The 18,541-nt window shown below is 44.3% G+C and carries 14 protein-coding genes; all 14 read left to right on the top strand.

The window, feature by feature from the left end:
* The first annotated feature begins 243 nt into the window (after window positions 1-243).
* Window positions 244-660, top strand: coding sequence for a cytidine deaminase (locus DWY07_RS08905; RefSeq protein ID WP_021943733.1), 417 nt, complete (start codon window positions 244-246; stop codon window positions 658-660).
* 13 nt (window positions 661-673) lie between these two features.
* On the top strand, window positions 674-3,604 hold the full coding sequence (locus DWY07_RS08900) for an insulinase family protein (RefSeq protein WP_117822752.1): 2,931 nt from the start codon (window positions 674-676) through the stop codon (window positions 3,602-3,604).
* A gap of 121 nt (window positions 3,605-3,725) precedes the next feature.
* Entirely contained in the window at window positions 3,726-4,631 is a 906-nt protein-coding gene (gene era, locus DWY07_RS08895) for a GTPase Era (RefSeq protein WP_117822750.1), read from the top strand.
* Window positions 4,628-5,371, top strand: a complete 744-nt coding sequence (recO, locus tag DWY07_RS08890) for a DNA repair protein RecO (protein ID WP_117822748.1) — start codon at window positions 4,628-4,630, stop codon at window positions 5,369-5,371. Before era ends, recO begins: the two co-directional genes overlap by 4 nt.
* A gap of 65 nt (window positions 5,372-5,436) precedes the next feature.
* Window positions 5,437-6,834: a glycine--tRNA ligase gene (locus tag DWY07_RS08885; RefSeq protein ID WP_117822746.1), complete on the top strand. Its 1,398-nt coding sequence runs from the start codon at window positions 5,437-5,439 to the stop codon at window positions 6,832-6,834.
* Between the two features lie 279 nt (window positions 6,835-7,113).
* Complete coding sequence (ppdK, locus tag DWY07_RS08880) at window positions 7,114-9,750, top strand: pyruvate, phosphate dikinase (RefSeq protein ID WP_117822744.1); 2,637 nt, start codon at window positions 7,114-7,116, stop codon at window positions 9,748-9,750.
* Between the two features lie 252 nt (window positions 9,751-10,002).
* Window positions 10,003-10,182, top strand: a complete 180-nt coding sequence (locus tag DWY07_RS08875) for a hypothetical protein (RefSeq protein ID WP_025577639.1) — start codon at window positions 10,003-10,005, stop codon at window positions 10,180-10,182.
* Between the two features lie 125 nt (window positions 10,183-10,307).
* Window positions 10,308-11,135, top strand: coding sequence for an AAA family ATPase (locus DWY07_RS08870; protein ID WP_025577641.1), 828 nt, complete (start codon window positions 10,308-10,310; stop codon window positions 11,133-11,135).
* Window positions 11,089-12,036 carry a ParB/RepB/Spo0J family partition protein gene (locus tag DWY07_RS08865; RefSeq protein ID WP_117822742.1) on the top strand — a complete coding sequence of 316 codons (948 nt, stop codon included), beginning with the start codon at window positions 11,089-11,091 and terminating at the stop codon, window positions 12,034-12,036. Before DWY07_RS08870 ends, DWY07_RS08865 begins: the two co-directional genes overlap by 47 nt.
* Before the next feature lie 189 nt (window positions 12,037-12,225).
* Window positions 12,226-16,368, top strand: coding sequence for a SpaA isopeptide-forming pilin-related protein (locus DWY07_RS08860; protein ID WP_117822740.1), 4,143 nt, complete (start codon window positions 12,226-12,228; stop codon window positions 16,366-16,368).
* 145 nt (window positions 16,369-16,513) lie between these two features.
* Window positions 16,514-16,816: a hypothetical protein gene (locus tag DWY07_RS08855; protein WP_055232873.1), complete on the top strand. Its 303-nt coding sequence runs from the start codon at window positions 16,514-16,516 to the stop codon at window positions 16,814-16,816.
* Window positions 16,803-17,099 carry a hypothetical protein gene (locus DWY07_RS08850; RefSeq protein ID WP_006857235.1) on the top strand — a complete coding sequence of 99 codons (297 nt, stop codon included), beginning with the start codon at window positions 16,803-16,805 and terminating at the stop codon, window positions 17,097-17,099. The genes DWY07_RS08855 and DWY07_RS08850 overlap by 14 nt, the downstream gene beginning before the upstream one ends.
* 128 nt (window positions 17,100-17,227) lie before the next feature.
* A complete protein-coding gene (locus tag DWY07_RS08840) occupies window positions 17,228-17,935 on the top strand; it encodes a hypothetical protein (RefSeq protein ID WP_117822736.1) in 708 nt (235 codons plus the stop codon).
* A gap of 14 nt (window positions 17,936-17,949) precedes the next feature.
* Window positions 17,950-18,156 (top strand): hypothetical protein, encoded by a 207-nt coding sequence (locus DWY07_RS08835; protein WP_006857236.1) that lies wholly within the window; start codon window positions 17,950-17,952, stop codon window positions 18,154-18,156.
* Window positions 18,157-18,541: the final 385 nt, after the last annotated feature.

The following is an 18,541-nucleotide window of genomic DNA, read 5'->3' as shown; positions in this document are numbered from 1 at the left end:
GTCGAGCTAAGGTCTCAGTTACGAATGTCGGTACTTGGGCAGCGTATTTTGCTGCCTTATGTACCGCTACATGAGGATAGAATGAGAATGTCTTGTGTAATAATAGGTAAGACCACTGTCAATCTGTTTTGTATAGTTTGCAGTTAGAATACGCCAGAATCGCATTGCAAACACATGGAAAATAGGCTATATTTATGGGTGGTACTGTTAGTTCCATGTAACAGGAAGTAAGAGGAAATTTGTATGAATGAAAACGAGATTTCAGAGATGATCGAGCTTGCGATGCAGGCAAGAACAAAGGCATATGCGCCATATTCGAATTTTCAGGTGGGAGCCTGTGTAAAGATGGAGAATGGAAGTTATTATACAGGATGCAACATAGAGAATGCTTCCTATGGGGCAACAAACTGTGCGGAACGGACGGCTGTTTTTAAGGCAGTCAGTGAAGGGTGCAGAAAGCTGTCTGCGATCGCGATCGTTGGCGGACTAAAGAACGGAGAATGTGACTATACTTATCCATGTGGGATATGCAGACAGGTCATTGCCGAATTTGCCGAACAAGGCTGCGTGATCGTTGTAGCAAAGAACAAACAGGAATATAGGATGTATTCGGTAGAAGAGCTGCTTCCGGAGACATTTCATTTGAATAAAGAAGAATAAAGGAGACATCAGATTGAGAGACTTAAAAGAATTAACAGGGTATGACATCATAACAGAAGAAAAGATCCCTGAAGTAAATGGAACAGGTTATATCTTAAGCCACAAGAAGACAAAGGCCAGAGTGCTTGTAATTGCTAATGATGATGAGAACAAGGTGTTTAATATCGGATTCCGGACACCGCCGTATGATGATTCCGGTATTCCGCATATTCTGGAACATTCGGTATTATGCGGTTCCAGAAAATATCCGGTAAAAGACCCGTTTGTAGAACTGGCAAAGGGTTCATTAAATACGTTTTTAAATGCAATGACATATTCTGATAAGACGGTATATCCGATTGCAAGCTGTAACGAAAAGGATTTTGAAAATCTTATGGATGTCTATCTGGATGCGGTATTCTATCCGAATATTTATGAACATACAGAGATCATGCGTCAGGAAGGCTGGCATTATGAACTTGAAACTGTAGAAGGGGAACTGATCTATAATGGTGTTGTGTTTAATGAGATGAAGGGTGCATTTTCATCTCCGGAACAGCAGATGTATTCAAAGATTGAAAAACTTCTTCTTGCTGACACACCATACAAGAATGAATCCGGTGGTGATCCTGCAGCGATTCCAACATTAAGTCAGGAACGTTTTCTTGATTTTCACAGAAAGTATTATCATCCGTCAAACAGTTATATTTATCTGTATGGTGATCTTGATATGTATAAGGAATTGGACTATATCGATAAGGAGTATCTCTCGAGCTTTGATTATAGAGAGATTGATTCTACGATCGCTGTGCAGACAGCCTATGAACAGATGAAGGATGAGAGCTGCTTTTATTCAATCGCAGAAAATGAGAGCGAAGAAAATCAGACATTTTTAACCTATAATATGGTAGTTGGCAGCAGCCTTGATAAGAAGCAGTCCGTTGCCATGAATATACTGGAATACGCAATTATGGACGCTCCGGGCGCACCTTTGAAGAAAGCATTAGTAGATGCAGGGATCGGAGAGGATGTCTTTGCTTCCTTTGATGATGGGATCCGGCAGACAATCTTTTCAATCGTAGCAAGAAATGCAAATATGTCCGATAAGGAACGTTTTGTGTCAGTGATCAGGGATACACTGACTGATCTTTCCGGGCATGGAGAAGAAGGAAAGGCGATCGATCGGACTTCGATCGAGGCTGCGATCAATAATTTTGAGTTCAAACATAAGGAAGCAAACTTCGGCAGATTTCCGAAGGGGCTTATGATGGGTCTGGATGCATTTAATACATGGCTGTATGATGATGCATCTGCACTTGAAATGTTTAAGTTAAATGAAGTATATGATGAATTGAAAGAAAGTCTGAAAACCGGATATTTTGAAGAACTGATCTGGGAAAAGCTGGTTCAGAATACCTTTGGTATGATTTTTGTTATGAAGCCGAAGAAGGGGCTTGATAAGGAGAATGATGCAGCAGAGAAGCAGAAGCTTGCGGACTATAAGGCCTCTCTTACGGAAAATGAGCTTGAACAGGTTGTATCAGATACAAAGGAATTAAAATTATATCAGGAGACACCATCTCCGGCAGAGGATATGGAGAAGGTTCCGTTGCTTAATATTTCTGATATCAGAAAAGAGATCCATCCGTTAAAGAACCGTGAGGACAGCATTTATGGTATGCCATTAATAAGTCATGATATCTTTACTAACGGAATCGGTTATCTGGAGTTTATATTTGATATCAATGATCTGGATGCAGAGTTTGTTCCATATGCAGAGCTGCTCACTAACATTTTCAAATATGTGGATACAGAGCATTACACATATGGTGAACTGTCCAATCAGATCAATTTCCATACCGGTGGTATCGGATTTTCTACAGGAGCCATGTATAAGGATGGCGGGAAGGATCATCTTTCATTCTTCTCCGTTAAGACAAAGGCCATGTATGACAAGCTTGGAGAAGGTCTGAAGCTGATCGAGGAGATCCTGTTCACATCGAAGCTTTCGGATAAGAAGAGATTGAAAGAGATTATATCGGAAGAAAAGGCCGGACTTAAGACTGATCTGATATCTTCAGGGCATATCACATCTGCAACACGCGCGATGTCGTATGTCTCAGATGTGATGGCATTTAAGGATATGACAGAGGGAATCGGATATTATGATTTCTTACAGGAGCTGGATCAGGATTTTGAGCAGAATGCAGATGCGATCATTGAGAAGCTGCAGACAACGCTTGCCGAGATCCTCAGAAAAGGAGCGGTAACAATCTCTTATACAGGTGACAATGATATCAAGGAATTATTGGGCGCAGATATTGAAGCGTTTGCAAGAAAGTTGTCGACCAGACCTGCTTTTGCAGAAAAACGTGTGATGAAAAAAGCTGTTAAGAACGAAGCCTTTAAGACAGCAAGCCAGGTACAGTATGCGGCTCTCACAGGAAATTATAAGGAAAAAGGATTTGAATATACCGGAGCACTGGAAGTCCTACAGGTGATCTTCTCCTATGGATATCTCTGGGAGAATATCCGTGTAAAGGGTGGGGCATATGGAGCTATGTGTTCATTTGCCAGATCAGGAATGGGGTATTTTACATCCTACAGAGATCCGAACCTGATGGAGACATATGATATCTATAAGAAGGCAGCAGACTATGTGGCAGGCTTTGATGCAAGCGACAGAGATATGACCAAATATCTGATCGGTGCGATCGCGAAGTTAGATTCTCCAATGACACCATCAGCAGAAGGAGCATTCAGCCAGACCTGTTACTTTGCAGGTATTACAGATGAGCAGCTTCAGAAAGAACGTGATCAGGTGCTTACTGCAAATGTAGAAACGATCCGTTCACTGGCACCTGTGATCCGGGCGATCACAGATGGCGGGGTTATCTGTGCAATCGGTGGGGAAGATAAGATCGAACAGAATCGGGCAAAGTTTAAAGAAGTAAAAGATCTATAGTTTTTACAGAAGTAACGAAAGAAGATAGAAGTATATAGATTTGTAAATAGTTCTCCGGCAGGTTACAGAATTCTGTGCCGAATGGAGAACATGAATACATACAGAGTATGGAAGGAGAAGTATGAACGATACATACAAATCAGGATTTGTTGCGATCATAGGAAGACCAAATGTAGGTAAATCCACACTGATGAATCAGTTGATCGGACAGAAGATCGCTATAACGAGCAGTAAGGCGCAGACAACAAGAAACCGTATTCAGACCGTGTATACCTCGGATGAAGGACAGATTGTTTTCCTCGATACACCTGGAATCAACAGGGCCAAGAACAAGCTTGGTGAATATATGTTAAAGGTGGCAGAGGGAACATTAAATGAAGTAGATGTCGTTATGTGGATCGTTGAAGCAACGACATTTATCGGAGCAGGAGAACGGTATATCATTGAACAGTTAGAACATGTTAAGACACCGATCATCATTGTGGTAAATAAGATCGATGCGGTAAGTGAAGAAGAAGTATTCAAGGCGATCTCGACCTATAAGGATGCCTGCAGTCATGCGGAGATCGTTCCGGTATCGGCATTAAAGGGAAAGAACAAAGATGAACTGATAAAGACGCTGTTCAAATACCTTCCATACGGACCACAGTTCTATGATGAAGACACGATCACCGATCAGCCGGAGCGACAGATCGTATCCGAACTGATCCGGGAGCAGGCTTTAAGACTTCTGGATAAAGAGATTCCACACGGAATCGCGGTTGTTATTGATTCGATGAAGGAACGTCCGAATGGACGACTTATGGATATAGATGCAACAATCATCTGTGAGCGGGATTCCCATAAGGGTATTATTATCGGAAAACAGGGCGCAATGCTGAAAAAGATCGGCAGCAATGCAAGGTATGGCATTGAACAGCTATTAGATACACATGTGAATCTGAAGCTTTGGGTAAAGGTGAAGAAGGATTGGCGGGATACCGATACCCTTCTTCGAAATTATGGTTATAAGATGGATGAATCATGAAGGATGAGATAGTATTAAACGGAATCGTGCTTTCCTCCGGTCTTCAGGGAGAATATGACAGACGGCTTGTTATACTGACCAGAGAGCAGGGGAAGATCACAGCATTTGCAAAGGGAGTCCGACGACCAAGCAGCCAGTTGATCTCAAAGACGCAGCTGTTTGTCATGGGAGCATTTACTGTATATCCGGGAAGAAATGCATATACACTTATCAACGTAGATGCAAAGGAATATTTTCATGAACTGACCTTTGATGTGAACAAATACTGTTACGGATCTTACTTTTGTGAGATGATGTCATATTTTACAAGAGAAGGTGACCGGTCGGCAGATTATCTGAATCTGCTGTTTGTCAGCCTGAATGCATTAAAAAAAGGACTGCTGCCGGTGAAACTGATCCGTTGTGTATATGAACTGAAGATCATGGATATCTTTGGACAGGGACTGCAGAGCTTTCATTGCCCGATCTGTGGAAGCGATAGGCTGACACGGATATTTGATCCCTTATCCGGTGGAATCCTGTGTGAGAACTGCCGGAGCAAGGCTAAGAAAAGTATCCATATATCAGAGGACGCCAGATATGTGCTTCAGTATATTAATGGAGCAATGCTTGGAAATCTGTATAATTTCACGGTTTCAGACAGCGTGCTGGAAGAACTTATGATGATCGCAAAGGAATTTCTAGCGGTATATGTAGACCGAAAATTCAATTCTGTAGAAATAATTGAATCCCTGTCTTGAAAAAAACAGGGAGAGAAGGTACAATAACGTACAAATATAAAGATGAAATATAAATGGAGGACATTATGGAAAAGACATTAGACAAGATCGTTGCTTTAGCAAAAAACAGAGGTTTTGTATATCCGGGTTCAGAGATTTATGGTGGACTTGCAAATACATGGGATTACGGTAACCTTGGTGTTGAGTTAAAGAACAATGTAAAAAAGGCTTGGTGGAAAAAGTTCATACAGGAGAATCCATATAATGTAGGCGTTGACTGTGCGATCCTGATGAACCCACAGACATGGGTAGCATCCGGACATCTTGGCGGTTTTGCAGATCCTTTGATGGACTGTAAAGAGTGCCATGAAAGATTTCGTGCAGATAAACTGATCGAAGACTACATGGCAGAGAATAACCTGGAGATCGAAGGTTCCGTTGATGGCTGGTCAAATGAAGAAATGGAGAGCTTTATCGAAGAAAAGAATATCTGCTGTCCTTCATGCGGAAAACATAATTTTACAGGTATCAGACAGTTCAACCTGATGTTCAAGACATTCCAGGGTGTAACAGAGGATGCAAAGAACACAGTATATTTAAGACCTGAGACAGCACAGGGTATCTTTGTAAACTTCAAGAATGTACAGAGAACATCCAGAAAGAAGATCCCGTTTGGTATCGGACAGATCGGTAAGTCATTCCGTAATGAGATCACACCGGGTAACTTTACGTTCCGTACCAGAGAGTTTGAGCAGATGGAGCTGGAATTCTTCTGTGAACCGGGAACAGACCTTGAATGGTTTGATTACTGGAGAAGCTTCTGTATCAACTGGCTAAAAGACCTTGGTATCAAGGATGAAGAGATGCGTGCCCGTGATCATTCACCGGAAGAGCTTTGCTTCTACAGCAAGGGAACAACAGATATCGAGTTCTTATTCCCATTTGGATGGGGTGAACTTTGGGGTATCGCAGACAGAACGGATTATGATCTGACTCAGCATCAGACTGTATCCGGCGAACCAATGGATTACTTTGATGATGAGAAGAAAGAGAAATACATTCCATATGTTATCGAACCATCACTTGGTGCTGATCGTGTAACACTTGCATTCCTTTGTGCTGCATATGATGAAGAAAATATCGGAACCGAGGAGAAGCCGGATGTAAGAACTGTATTACATTTCCATCCTGCACTTGCACCTGTTAAGATCGGTGTCCTTCCACTGAGCAAGAAACTCGGCGAGGGAGCAGAAAAGGTATATGCTGAATTATGCAAATACTACAACTGTGAATACGACGACAGAGGAAATATCGGTAAGCGTTACAGAAGACAGGATGAGATCGGAACTCCGTTCTGTGTAACTTATGATTTTGATTCAGAAGAAGATGGTGCTGTAACTGTCCGTGACAGAGATACCATGGAGCAGGAAAGAGTAAAGATCGAAGATCTGAAGGCATATTTTGAGAAGAAATTCGAATATTAATCAGACGAAATGAATCAATATCTCAGATAGAGTATCCGGTTGATCGAATCTGTAAAATAAAAGGGACATTTGTCGGAAAAGAACATTATCTGGCGGATGTCTCTTTCTTTTTGAAAAAGATTCCGGAACATGCGGTTAAAAAGAGAAAAAAATTGAAAAAAGTGGTTTAATATTATTAGGTCATATGATATAATCACGTCAGAGTGGTGGGAAAATTCTGCCCTAAAGCAGGCTTTTTTCAGCATATATTTAATTAGATACGTAGGAGGTAATAAACAAATGGCAAACAAGTGGGTTTATATGTTTAGCGAAGGCGACATGACCATGCGTAATCTTCTCGGTGGTAAGGGTGCAAACCTTGCAGAGATGACAACAATTGGTCTTCCAGTTCCACAGGGTTTCACAATCACAACAGAGGCTTGTACTCAGTACTATGAAGATGGTCGTAAGATCAACGACGAGATCATGGCACAGGCTATGGAAGGTGTTAAGAAGATGGAGGAGATCAACGGCAAGAAGTTCGGAGATCTTGAGAATCCATTATTAGTATCAGTTCGTTCAGGTGCTAGAGCATCTATGCCGGGTATGATGGATACAATCCTTAACCTTGGTTTAAATGACGAAGTTGTTGCTGCAATGATCGCACACAACCCAGATCCAGCATTCGAGCGTTTCGTATATGATTCTTACAGACGTTTCATTCAGATGTTCTCAGACGTTGTTATGGAAGTTGGTAAGAAGTACTTTGAGCAGCTCATCGATAAGATGAAAGAAGAGAAGGGTGTTAAGTTCGACGTAGAACTTACAGCAGCTGATCTTAAGACTCTTGCAGAGCAGTTCAAGGCTGAATACAAGAACCAGTTAGGAACAGATTTCCCTTCAGACCCAGTTGAGCAGTTAAAGTTAGCTATCGAAGCTGTATTCCGTTCATGGGACAACCCACGTGCAAACGTATACAGAAGAGATAACGATATCCCTTATTCATGGGGTACAGCAGTTAACGTAATGCCTATGGTATTCGGTAACTTAAATAATGAATCTGGTACAGGTGTTGCATTTACTCGTGACCCTGCAACAGGTGAGAAGAAGCTTATGGGTGAGTTCCTTATCAATGCACAGGGCGAAGACGTAGTTGCCGGTGTTCGTACACCAATGCCAATCGCTCAGATGGAGCAGGAATTCCCAGAAGCATATGCAGAATTCCTTAAGGTATGTGAGACTCTTGAGAATCACTACCATGATATGCAGGATATGGAGTTCACAGTTGAGAACAAGAAGCTGTACATGTTACAGTGTCGTAATGGTAAGAGAACAGCTCAGGCAGCTCTTCAGATCGCTTGTGACCTTGTTGATGAAGGACATAAGACAGAGGAAGAAGCAGTTGCAATGATCGATCCTCGTAACCTTGATACACTTCTTCACCCACAGTTTGATGCAGCAGCTCTTAAGGCAGCTACACCAATGGGCAAGGGACTTGGTGCTTCACCGGGTGCTGCTTGTGGTAAGATCGTATTTACAGCTGACGATGCAGAATCATGGGCAGCTAAGGGCGAGAAGGTTGTTCTTGTACGTCTTGAGACATCACCGGAAGATATCACAGGTATGAAGTCAGCACAGGGTATCTTAACAGTTCGTGGTGGTATGACATCACATGCTGCTGTAGTTGCTCGTGGTATGGGTACTTGTTGTGTATCAGGTTGTGGCGATATCATTATGGATGAAGAGAACAAGAAGTTCACACTTGCAGGCAAAGAGTTCCATGAGGGAGATTTCATCTCAATCGATGGTACAACAGGTAACATTTACGATGGAGTTATTAAGACAGTTGATGCTTCAATCGCAGGTACATTCGGTCGTGTTATGGCATGGGCTGATAAGTACAGAACACTTAAGGTTAGAACAAATGCTGATACACCAGCAGATGCTAAGAAGGCTCGTGAGCTTGGTGCAGAAGGTATCGGTCTTTGCCGTACAGAGCATATGTTCTTTGATCCAGAAAGAATCGCAGCCTTCCGTGAGATGATCTGCTCAGATACAGTAGAAGAAAGAGAAGAAGCTCTTAATAAGATCCTTCCATATCAGCAGGGAGATTTCAAGGCTCTTTACGAAGCACTTGAAGGTAACCCGGTTACTATCAGATTCCTGGATCCACCTCTTCATGAGTTCGTTCCTACAGAGGAAGCAGATATTGAGAAGCTTGCAAAGGCTAAGAATAAGTCAGTAGAAGAGATCAAGGCACTTTGCAACTCACTTCATGAGTTCAACCCTATGATGGGTCACAGAGGATGTCGTCTTGCTGTAACATATCCAGAAATCGCTAAGATGCAGACAAAGGCTGTTATCCGTGCAGCTATCGAAGTTCAGAAAGAGCATCCAGATTGGAATGTTGAGCCAGAAATCATGATCCCACTTGTATGTGAAGTTAAAGAGCTTAAGTATGTTAAGAAGGTAGTAGTTGAGACAGCTGATGCAGAGATCGCTGCTGCAGGCGTAGATCTGAAGTACGAAGTTGGTACAATGATCGAGATCCCTAGAGCAGCTCTTACAGCTGATGAGATCGCTAAGGAAGCTGACTTCTTCTGCTTCGGTACTAACGACCTTACACAGATGACATTTGGTTTCTCAAGAGATGATGCAGGTAAGTTCTTAAATGCTTACTATGATGCTAAGATCTTTGAGAATGATCCGTTTGCTAAGCTTGACCAGACTGGTGTTGGTAAGCTCATGGATATGGCTGTTAAACTTGGCAAGCCAGTTAATCCAAAGCTTCATATCGGTATCTGTGGTGAGCACGGTGGAGATCCTTCATCCGTTGAATTCTGCCACAAGATTGGTCTTGATTATGTATCATGTTCACCATTCCGTGTACCTATCGCTAGACTTGCTGCTGCTCAGGCTGCTATTGCAAATAGGTAGGAGTTCTCTTTCCTTTGAATTGCCGCTTAGTTTCGAGCAGGCAGCAGCCTATCGAAAGGCTAACGGACAGTATGTAAGGAAAAATCAGTGGAGAGATACCACTGTAAGGGTATTCATAGACCTTGATTAACAGTTAAATACGATAAGCGTATCATTAGAAATAGTGGTACGCTTATTTTTTGTCCCTTTTTGCAGATTTGTCCTTTCCCCTACTTTCCAATATAATGAAGCTAAAGAAGTGGAGGTGTGCTTATGAGAGAGAAATTTAATCATCTGTATTTGGATAGCCACGAAAGAAAACTTTTGATACATAGCCTTGTAGAGTTAAAAAATCAGCTCATTCAGCAAGGCAGATATACGGATTGTGTTGACGAGCTTATTTTTAAGGTCATAAATGCACCGACCAAGAGAATGAAAATTGAATATGTCTAAGGCAAATTACAAAGCCGCTTATTCTTATTGATTTTAAGAGTAGGCGGCTTTTTTGCGTTCTCTGGTACTGTTTACATAGCCACCTTGACAAAGTGGCTAAATCTATGCGAAAGGAGGACGCATCTATGTCAAATTGCAAAGTGATTGCTCTGACTAACCAGAAAGGCGGTGTCGGAAAAACAACCACAGCGGTCAATCTGGGTGTAAGTCTGGTGCAGCAGGGTAAAAAAGTCCTGCTGATTGATGCCGATGCACAGGCAAATCTCACGATGGCTCTGGGTTATAACAGACCAGACGATATTCCCATAACGCTTTCTACTGTGATGCAGAACATCATAGACGATAAAACGCTTGATGTTTCACAGGGTATTATCCACCATAGCGAGGGCGTCGACCTGCTTCCGTCAAACATTGAGATGTCGGGCTTTGAAGTAAGGCTAATCAATGCAATGAGCCGTGAGCGTGTGCTGAAAACCTATGTCAATGAGGTTAAAAAGAATTACGACTATGTGCTTATTGATTGTATGCCGAGTTTAGGCATGATAACCATCAATGCTCTGGCGGCGGCTGACAGCGTGATTATCCCGACACAGCCCCACTATCTCTCGGCTAAAGGTCTGGAGCTTTTGCTTCGCTCCGTATCAATGGTCAAGCGGCAAATCAACCCAAAGCTGCGGATAGACGGTATCTTAATGACTATGGTAATGCCCCGTACCAACATTTCTAAGGAAATTACGGCAACGGTCAAAAGTGCATACGGTAAGAAAATCAAGGTATTTGATACCGAGATACCTCATTCTATCCGTGCGGTGGAAGCTACCGCAGAAGGCAAAAGTATTTTTGCTTACGACAAAAGCGGCAAGGTTGCCGCAGCCTATGAGCAGTTAGGAAAGGAGGTGGCAGAGATTGGCGAGAAGCAGAGAAACCAAAATCGAGCTGACCGCATACGATGACCTTTTTCAGACGGACGAAAGCCGTGAGGAAGCAAAGCTAAGCAAGATACGGGATATTCCCATATCGGAGATTGACGAGTTTCCAGACCACCCGTTCAAGGTTTTGATGGACGAAGATATGGAACAACTTGTTGAGAGTATCAAGCGAAACGGTGTAATGACCCCAGCGACAGTTCGCTTAAAAGAGGACGGACGGTATGAGCTTATCAGTGGTCACAGGCGAAAAAAGGCTTGTGAACTTGCAGGACTTGAAACGCTGAAATGCGAGGTCAAAGAGCTTACCCGTGATGAAGCCATTATTGTTATGGTGGAAAGTAATCTCCAACGCTCTGTTATTTTGCCGAGTGAGAAAGCGTTTGCGTATAAAATGCGGTTGGAAGCTATGAAACGACAGGCAGGCAGACCCCCAAAAGAAAATGCGTCGCCATTGGCGACTAATTTATCAAAAGGGCGTTCTGATGAGGAATTAGGAGAACTTGTTGGAGAAAGCAAAGACCAGATACGCCGCTATATCCGTCTAACGGAGCTTGTTCCCGAAATCCTGCAAATGGTAGATGAAAGGCAGATTGCTTTTCGTCCTGCGGTTGAGGTTTCTTATCTGACCGAGGAACAGCAATACACCCTGCTTGAAGCAATGGAGTACAACGATGCTACCCCGTCATTGGCACAGGCTATCAAAATGAAGAAGTATAACCAAGATGGCAAGCTCACTTCCGAGGTTATCCAGTCCATTATGGAGGAAGAAAAGCCCAATCAGAAGGAAAAACCTGCTTTCCGTGACGAGAGGATAACCAAGCTCATTCCAAAGACTGTTCCCAGAGGGCAGGAAACGAATTTTGTTGTCAAGGCGTTGGAGTTTTATAACCGACACTTGCAGCGGAACAAGGCTCACGAGAGATAGCCACACACCGAGGGCGAGTTCTGCCCATTTGAGTGGATAGCCATTATTGTGGCTTCCCCCTCTCCACACCTCACCCCCTAACTACTGCCAGTAACTATCCGAGAAAAGAAATACTTTAGGCTGTCCATAACGGGCAGCTTTTTTCGGTCAGTAAGGCAAAATATTCAATCCAAATTACAGGAGGTAACTATGAAAATCCCTAAATTGTTCAAAAAGGCTGCGGCTTTTGTAATGGCTGCAGTCACGGCATTATCCATAATGCCTGCGACGGCGTTTGCTGCGGGTGACATCGGGACGATTTCCTTTTCCCACACCTATGACAGCAACGGTAATGCGATGAGGTACAATTCCAGTGCGAATATCGGCGGCTATACCGCAGGCGGAACGGGAAATTATAAGTACCGTATGTTTGTAGACGGTGAGAATGCGTTTTGTATTCAGCCGGGAGTACCGCTGAAAACAGGAAATACCTTGAAAAAGGCTTCCTCCGATACTTGGAACGCCCTTTCAGCCAATCAGAAAAAGGCGGTTGGGCTTGCCCTGCTCTATGGGTATCAGGGCAACCGAAATAATCTGTCGGGAAGTGATGATGAAAAATGGCTTGCCACGCAGACACTCGTTTGGGAGTTTGTCACAGGCTGCCGTGAAGCCACAGGCTCATATAACCAGACAAGCACTACCGTTTACAGCCTGCACTTCGGTTCAAATTATGCCAACAGCGGAGCAAGGGCAGTGTATGACCAGATTGTTGCAATGCTGCGTGAGCATAACACCATTCCGAGCTTTATGTCGGGCGGTAAGAATGACATCACAAAGGAGCTTGCCTACAAGGACGGAAAGTACAGCATCACATTGACGGACAGCAACGGCGTCCTTTCCGATTACAGCTTTTCAAGCTCTGACAGCAATGTGAGTGTATCGAAGTCTGGAAATAAGCTGACAATCAGCTCCACCGTAGCTATCAGCGGTTCTGTCCGCATTACGGCAAAGAGGAACAATGTGCCGACTGTCAGCAACAGTGCAAAGCTCATTGCCTATGGCGACCCGAACTTGCAGGATTTGGTAACAGGTGTGGAGAATGCTGATACCGTGTCTGCATATATCAATATCGAAACGCCGACAGGCACGATTGCCCTCAAAAAGACTTCGGAGGACGGAGTTGTGGAGGGCATCTCTTTTACAATCAAAGGTGATAACTTCAATAAGACAGTTAAGACAGGAAAGGACGGCTCTGTCTCCGTGGAGGGATTATTCCCTGGCACTTATACCGTCACAGAACAGTCCATTGACCGTTATGAGCCGCAGAAAACCCAGACCGTGACCCTTATTGGAGGAAAAACCTCTACTGTGACCTTCAGCAATACTTTGAAGCGTGGCAGTCTGGAAATCGTCAAGACTTCCGAGGACAATCTGGTGGAGGGAATGAAATTCCACCTTTACGGCACATCTTTAAGCGGCTTGCCTGTTGACGAGTATGCCGTGACTGATAAAAACGGTCTGGCTAAGTTTGAAAATGTCCTTATCAGCGGCGATACCCCGTATGTGGTTGAGGAAGTGGATACCGCAGTCCGCTATGTCGTTCCTGCTTCCCAGACAGCTCCGATTGAATGGAACAAGGTCACAAAACGCAGCTTCGACAATGTATTGAAGAAATTCCAAGTGACTGTGACAAAGACCGATGCAGAAACAGGTTCTCCGCAGGGCGACGCTTCCCTTGCAGGTGCGGTTTACGCCATCTATAAGGGTGAGGAACTGATTGACACCTACACGACTGATGAAAACGGTCAGTTTACGACCAAGTATTATATCTGTGACAATGATTGGACTGTCCGTGAAATCAGCCCGTCCGAGGGGTATCTTCTGGATACCGCAATCCACAAGGTAGGTGCAGAACCAGAGCTATACACGGTAGAGCTGAACAGTACCGCAAACGATGTGAATGAACAGGTCATCAAAGGCAATATCGCACTCATCAAGCATACGGATAACGGGGAAACCCAGATTGAAACACCCGAAGAAGGTGCGGTATTTGAAGTGTTCCTCAAATCCGCAGGCAGCTATGAAAATGCAAAGGAAACCGAGCGTGATGTGCTGACATGTGACGAGAACGGTTTTGCCCAGACAAAGGATATGCCGTATGGCATTTATACCGTCCGCCAGACCTCTGGTTGGGAGGGGCGTGAACTGATGAAAGACTTTGATGTGTTTATTAGCAAGGACGGTCAGACCTACCGCTACCTTATCAACAACGCTAACTTTGAGAGCTATATCAAAATCGTAAAGAAAGATGCAGAAACAGGCAATACAATCCCGTATGCAGGTGCAGGCTTCCAGATTTACGACCCGAATGGAAAGCTTGTGACTATGACTTTCACTTATCCCGAAGTGACGACCATTGACACCTTCTATACTACGGCAGACGGCGACCTTATCACACCGCAGACATTGGAATACGGCAAAGGCTATTCCCTTGTGGAAGTACAAGCCCCGTATGGGTATGTCTTAAATTCCGAGCCTGTTTATTTTGATGTGGTGCAGGAAAATTCCGAGGAAGAAAGCGGCATTACCGTTATTGAGGTAGTACGCTCCAATATGGCACAGAAAGGTACAATTACCGTAGAAAAGTCTGGCGAGGTATTCAGCTCCGTGGCAGGCGATAAGGGATTGTATCAGCCGATTTTCTCTGTCAGCGGTCTTGAGGGTGCAGTCTATGAGATTACCGCAGCCGAGGATATTGTCACTCTGGACGGAACGGTCAGAGCCAAAAAGGGCGAGGTTGTGGATACCGTTACGACAGGAAAGGACGGTACAGCAAAATCCAAAGAACTGTATCTCGGAAAATATGAGGTTAAGGAAATTACAGCTCCGTATGGAATGGTGCTGAATGAGGAAGTCCATTCTGTTGAGCTTGTGTATGCAGGACAGAATGTTGATGTAACGGAAACGGCTACTTCTTTCTATAATGAAAGACAGCATGTTGAAATCGACCTCATCAAGAGCCTTGCCATTGATGAAGCCTACGGCATTGGCAAGAATGGAGAAATCTTTGATGTGACCTTTGGCTTGTATGCGGCGGAGGAACTCACAGCCGCAGATGGAAAGACCATTCCTGCGGACGGTCTGATTGAGGTCATTTCCCTTGATGAAAGCGGTCACGGGAAAGCTATCAGCGACCTGCCGATGGGCAGCTATTATGTGCAGGAAATCTCGACCAACTCCGCATATATTGTCAGCGATGCAAAATACCCTGTTATTTTTGAATACGCAGGACAGGATACCGAAACTGTCCGCATTACAGCCAACGAGGGCGAAGCTATCACAAATGACATTATTTACGGCTCTGTAAGCGGTAAGAAATCTGATGAGGATGGAAAAGCTCTGGGCGGTGCAGTTATCGGTATCTTTAAGACAGGAACTACCGAGTTTACAAAGGAAAATGCGATTGCAGCTACCACATCAAAAGATGATGGTAGTTTTTCTTTTGCCAAAGTGCCGTATGGAACTTGGATAATCTGTGAAATCGAAAGCCCGAAGGGATATGTACTCTCCGAGGAAGAAATCGCCGTGACAATCGGCAAGGTGGACGAAGTTGTGGAAATTGAACTTGTCAACTACTTCATTAAGGGCAATATCGCTTTGACAAAGGTTGATGAGGATTATCCCGACAACAAGCTGTCTGGTGCGGTATTTGAGGTTTACTCCGATACTAATGGCGATGGGAAACTGGATAAAGACGATACGCTGCTTGGCGAAATGAAAGAACTTGACGGCGGCGTTTACCAGATGAGTGAACTCCGCTACGGCAAATATCTGGTAAAGGAAAGCAAAGCTCCGACAGGCTTTGTGCTTGATGAAGATGTTTATGCCGTATCCATCGAAGAGAACGGCAAGACCTACACCGTGGAAAACAAGGCGGGTGTTGGCTTTATCAATGCAGCACAGAAAGGCTCTCTTAAAATCGTAAAGACTTCCTCTGACGGTAAGGTGGAGGACTTCTCTTTCCGTGTGACAGGCGTGGACTATGACAAGACCTTTAAGACAGATAAGAACGGAGAAATCGTGATTGAGGGCTTGCGGATTGGCGACTATACCGTATCCGAAGTAAACGACAAGGCTTCCGCAGGATATATCCTTCCTGCCGATAAACAGGTAACGGTAAAGGTGGACGCTACGGCTATCGTGCAGATGCACAATGAGTTCAGGGATACCCCGAAAACAGGCGATGATTTCAATCTGGGCTTATGGGTAAGCCTTTCGGTTTTGTCTGTTGTCGGTGCGGGCGTTCTCGGATTTGTCGGCTATAAGAACAGAAAGAAGAAAAAGGAGGACTAATTGATGGACGCTAAAACCATTATCGCAATCGTGCTTGTCGTGTTCATTGTGGGTGCGGCGGTATGGCTGAATATCCGTAACAGAAAGAATAAGTAAGTGGTTTGGGCGGCTGAAAGATGCCGCCCTTTCTTTTATGGAGGTAACAATGAGAAACCTTAAAACCATTGAAAAGAAAGTCAGAGCTGTTCTGGAAAAGAATGAAGATGCCAGAAATGACGATATGGTGCTGTATCTTGCACTTTGTAATGCCTGTCTGAAGGATGCAGGGGCAATGCCGCTTGCAGAGATAATGACGCAGCACAAATATCTTGGTCTGCCGAGCTTTGAGAGCGTCAGCAGGACACGCCGCAAGCTGCAGGCACAGCATCCAGAGCTTGCAGGGAGCCGCCCTGTTCAAAAAATGAGAGCCACGGGCGAAAAAGCCTATCGGCGTTATGCCAAAGAATAGAGAGGTGCTTATGGACGAAGAAAAACGCTCCAATCAGAACTATGAAATCATTGAGAGCTGTACTATCGGGAGTACAGAGCTTGTCATCGGTCACAATCCCAACGCACCCAACCCTTATGTGTGTTGGTACTGCAAGGGCGGCTCAAATTATTTCTGGGGTTATTACACGAATGAGCTTGATGCTGCACGGCAAAAGCTGAATGAACGATACCAGTCAGAGTGCCGTATGCCCTATAATCAGCCTGCCCAGAAGCAGAAAAACGGTGATGACCGTGAGCGATAAAATAAAATATGACTGCACGACCTGTCCTTATCCCCGATATAAGGACGGGTCAGTTATTTTCTGCGATGTCTGTATCCGCAAGATTTTAGACGAGCAAAAGGAGAAAAAGGAAAGAAAGGAGCAGCAGAATGAGTAATGAAATAAAGACAAGATCTTTAACCCCGACAGAACAGAAATACACCTATGCCCAAAGTATGCAGCTTGAGGGGCAGACAGGCACTATCGGGCATCTGCGTGGAGACTTTGCCACAACGGGCTATGGCTTTTACACCACTTGGTTTGATACCAGACCCCAATGGAAATCTGACGAATTTAAGGCAGACCTTGATACGGTCATCAATGCTTTACGGGAGGATAAAGGGCTTTTGCATAACCGCTATGATATGAGTGCGTTTGCAAGGCATTTTCCCGAAAGTGCGATAAAGGGCAACTATTGTACTGAGTACGGTTTCCGTGTGGATACGGAGAAACACGCTTTTCTGCTTCGGTGCAATCCCACCAAAGGCGACTATAATTTTTACTGCTATTGTTATGTGAAGGAATGGCTTGATAAGCATATCCAGAAAGCGGAACAAGGTATCCGCTTTATTGACCCTCAATATAAAGAACTGTTCCGTATCCCCGACGGCGGAAAGGTCATTGTCACGACCTCTTGGGGAGAGAAACGGGAGTATCCCTGCCGCTTTATTGATGAATACCATACCGAAGTCGGCAGCAATCTGTACCACATCTGCGAGTTTGCCGAGCGTATGCAGAAAAACGGGGCGACCTATGAGCCGAAACCTGCGGAACAAACGCCGCAGAAAACACCGAAGCACAAGGATTTGGAACGATAAGGAGGATTTAGAATATGGCTGTTAATCAGAAAGCCGTCAAGGTCTTGAATAAAGTCTTGGAAGCAGGCTTTACCGATGAAAAAGCGATTGCCGCTATGACTATGGACGATATTCTTTCTATGCAGGGCATTACGGTTGCGGATATTACCCTCATCAATGACCTGCAAAAGAGCATTAAATCGAACAAGGTCATTTCTTTTCTTGGCGGTGGTGCGGAGTGAGTAAACAGGAATATTTGAAACAGAAACGATAAGGAGGTGTAGGTTGAATGGCTGCGAAGTATCAGCTAATCACAGAGCTGTATCGGCGTACAGGCGTTGCAGTTGCAAAAAATCCGCAGGCGTGGCAGGGCTTTCTGTCCTCTGCCTGCCGCAACTATAAATGCCGTTTTGACGAACAGCTTTTAATATACGCCCAACGCCCCGATGCTGTCGCCGTTGCGAAGCTCGAAACTTGGAACAGGCAGTTCAAGCGTTGGGTCAATAAGGACAGCAAGGGTATTGCCGTATTTGACCCGAAAGGTCGCAGGAATACGCTGAAATACTATTTTGATGTGTCCGACACCCACGAGGGCTATTATGGCAGCCGCCCTGTTCCGATATGGCA

It is taken from the genome of Clostridium sp. AF23-6LB (assembly GCF_003461085.1).
Taxonomy (GTDB): domain Bacteria; phylum Bacillota; class Clostridia; order Lachnospirales; family Lachnospiraceae; genus Coprococcus; species Coprococcus ammoniilyticus.
This window is presented reverse-complemented; position numbering and strand designations above follow the sequence as displayed.

What these genes read in the sequence shown, in the direction of transcription:
- DWY07_RS08905 (WP_021943733.1), top strand. Translation starts at nt 244, where the DNA reads ATGAATGAAAACGAGATTTCAGAGATGATCGAGCTTGCGATGCAGGCA.
- era (WP_117822750.1), top strand. Translation starts at nt 3,726, where the DNA reads ATGAACGATACATACAAATCAGGATTTGTTGCGATCATAGGAAGACCA.
- recO (WP_117822748.1), top strand. Translation starts at nt 4,628, where the DNA reads ATGAAGGATGAGATAGTATTAAACGGAATCGTGCTTTCCTCCGGTCTT.
- DWY07_RS08885 (WP_117822746.1), top strand. Translation starts at nt 5,437, where the DNA reads ATGGAAAAGACATTAGACAAGATCGTTGCTTTAGCAAAAAACAGAGGT.
- ppdK (WP_117822744.1), top strand. Translation starts at nt 7,114, where the DNA reads ATGGCAAACAAGTGGGTTTATATGTTTAGCGAAGGCGACATGACCATG.
- DWY07_RS08875 (WP_025577639.1), top strand. Translation starts at nt 10,003, where the DNA reads ATGAGAGAGAAATTTAATCATCTGTATTTGGATAGCCACGAAAGAAAA.
- DWY07_RS08870 (WP_025577641.1), top strand. Translation starts at nt 10,308, where the DNA reads ATGTCAAATTGCAAAGTGATTGCTCTGACTAACCAGAAAGGCGGTGTC.
- DWY07_RS08860 (WP_117822740.1), top strand. Translation starts at nt 12,226, where the DNA reads ATGAAAATCCCTAAATTGTTCAAAAAGGCTGCGGCTTTTGTAATGGCT.
- DWY07_RS08855 (WP_055232873.1), top strand. Translation starts at nt 16,514, where the DNA reads ATGAGAAACCTTAAAACCATTGAAAAGAAAGTCAGAGCTGTTCTGGAA.
- DWY07_RS08850 (WP_006857235.1), top strand. Translation starts at nt 16,803, where the DNA reads ATGCCAAAGAATAGAGAGGTGCTTATGGACGAAGAAAAACGCTCCAAT.
- DWY07_RS08840 (WP_117822736.1), top strand. Translation starts at nt 17,228, where the DNA reads ATGAGTAATGAAATAAAGACAAGATCTTTAACCCCGACAGAACAGAAA.
- DWY07_RS08835 (WP_006857236.1), top strand. Translation starts at nt 17,950, where the DNA reads ATGGCTGTTAATCAGAAAGCCGTCAAGGTCTTGAATAAAGTCTTGGAA.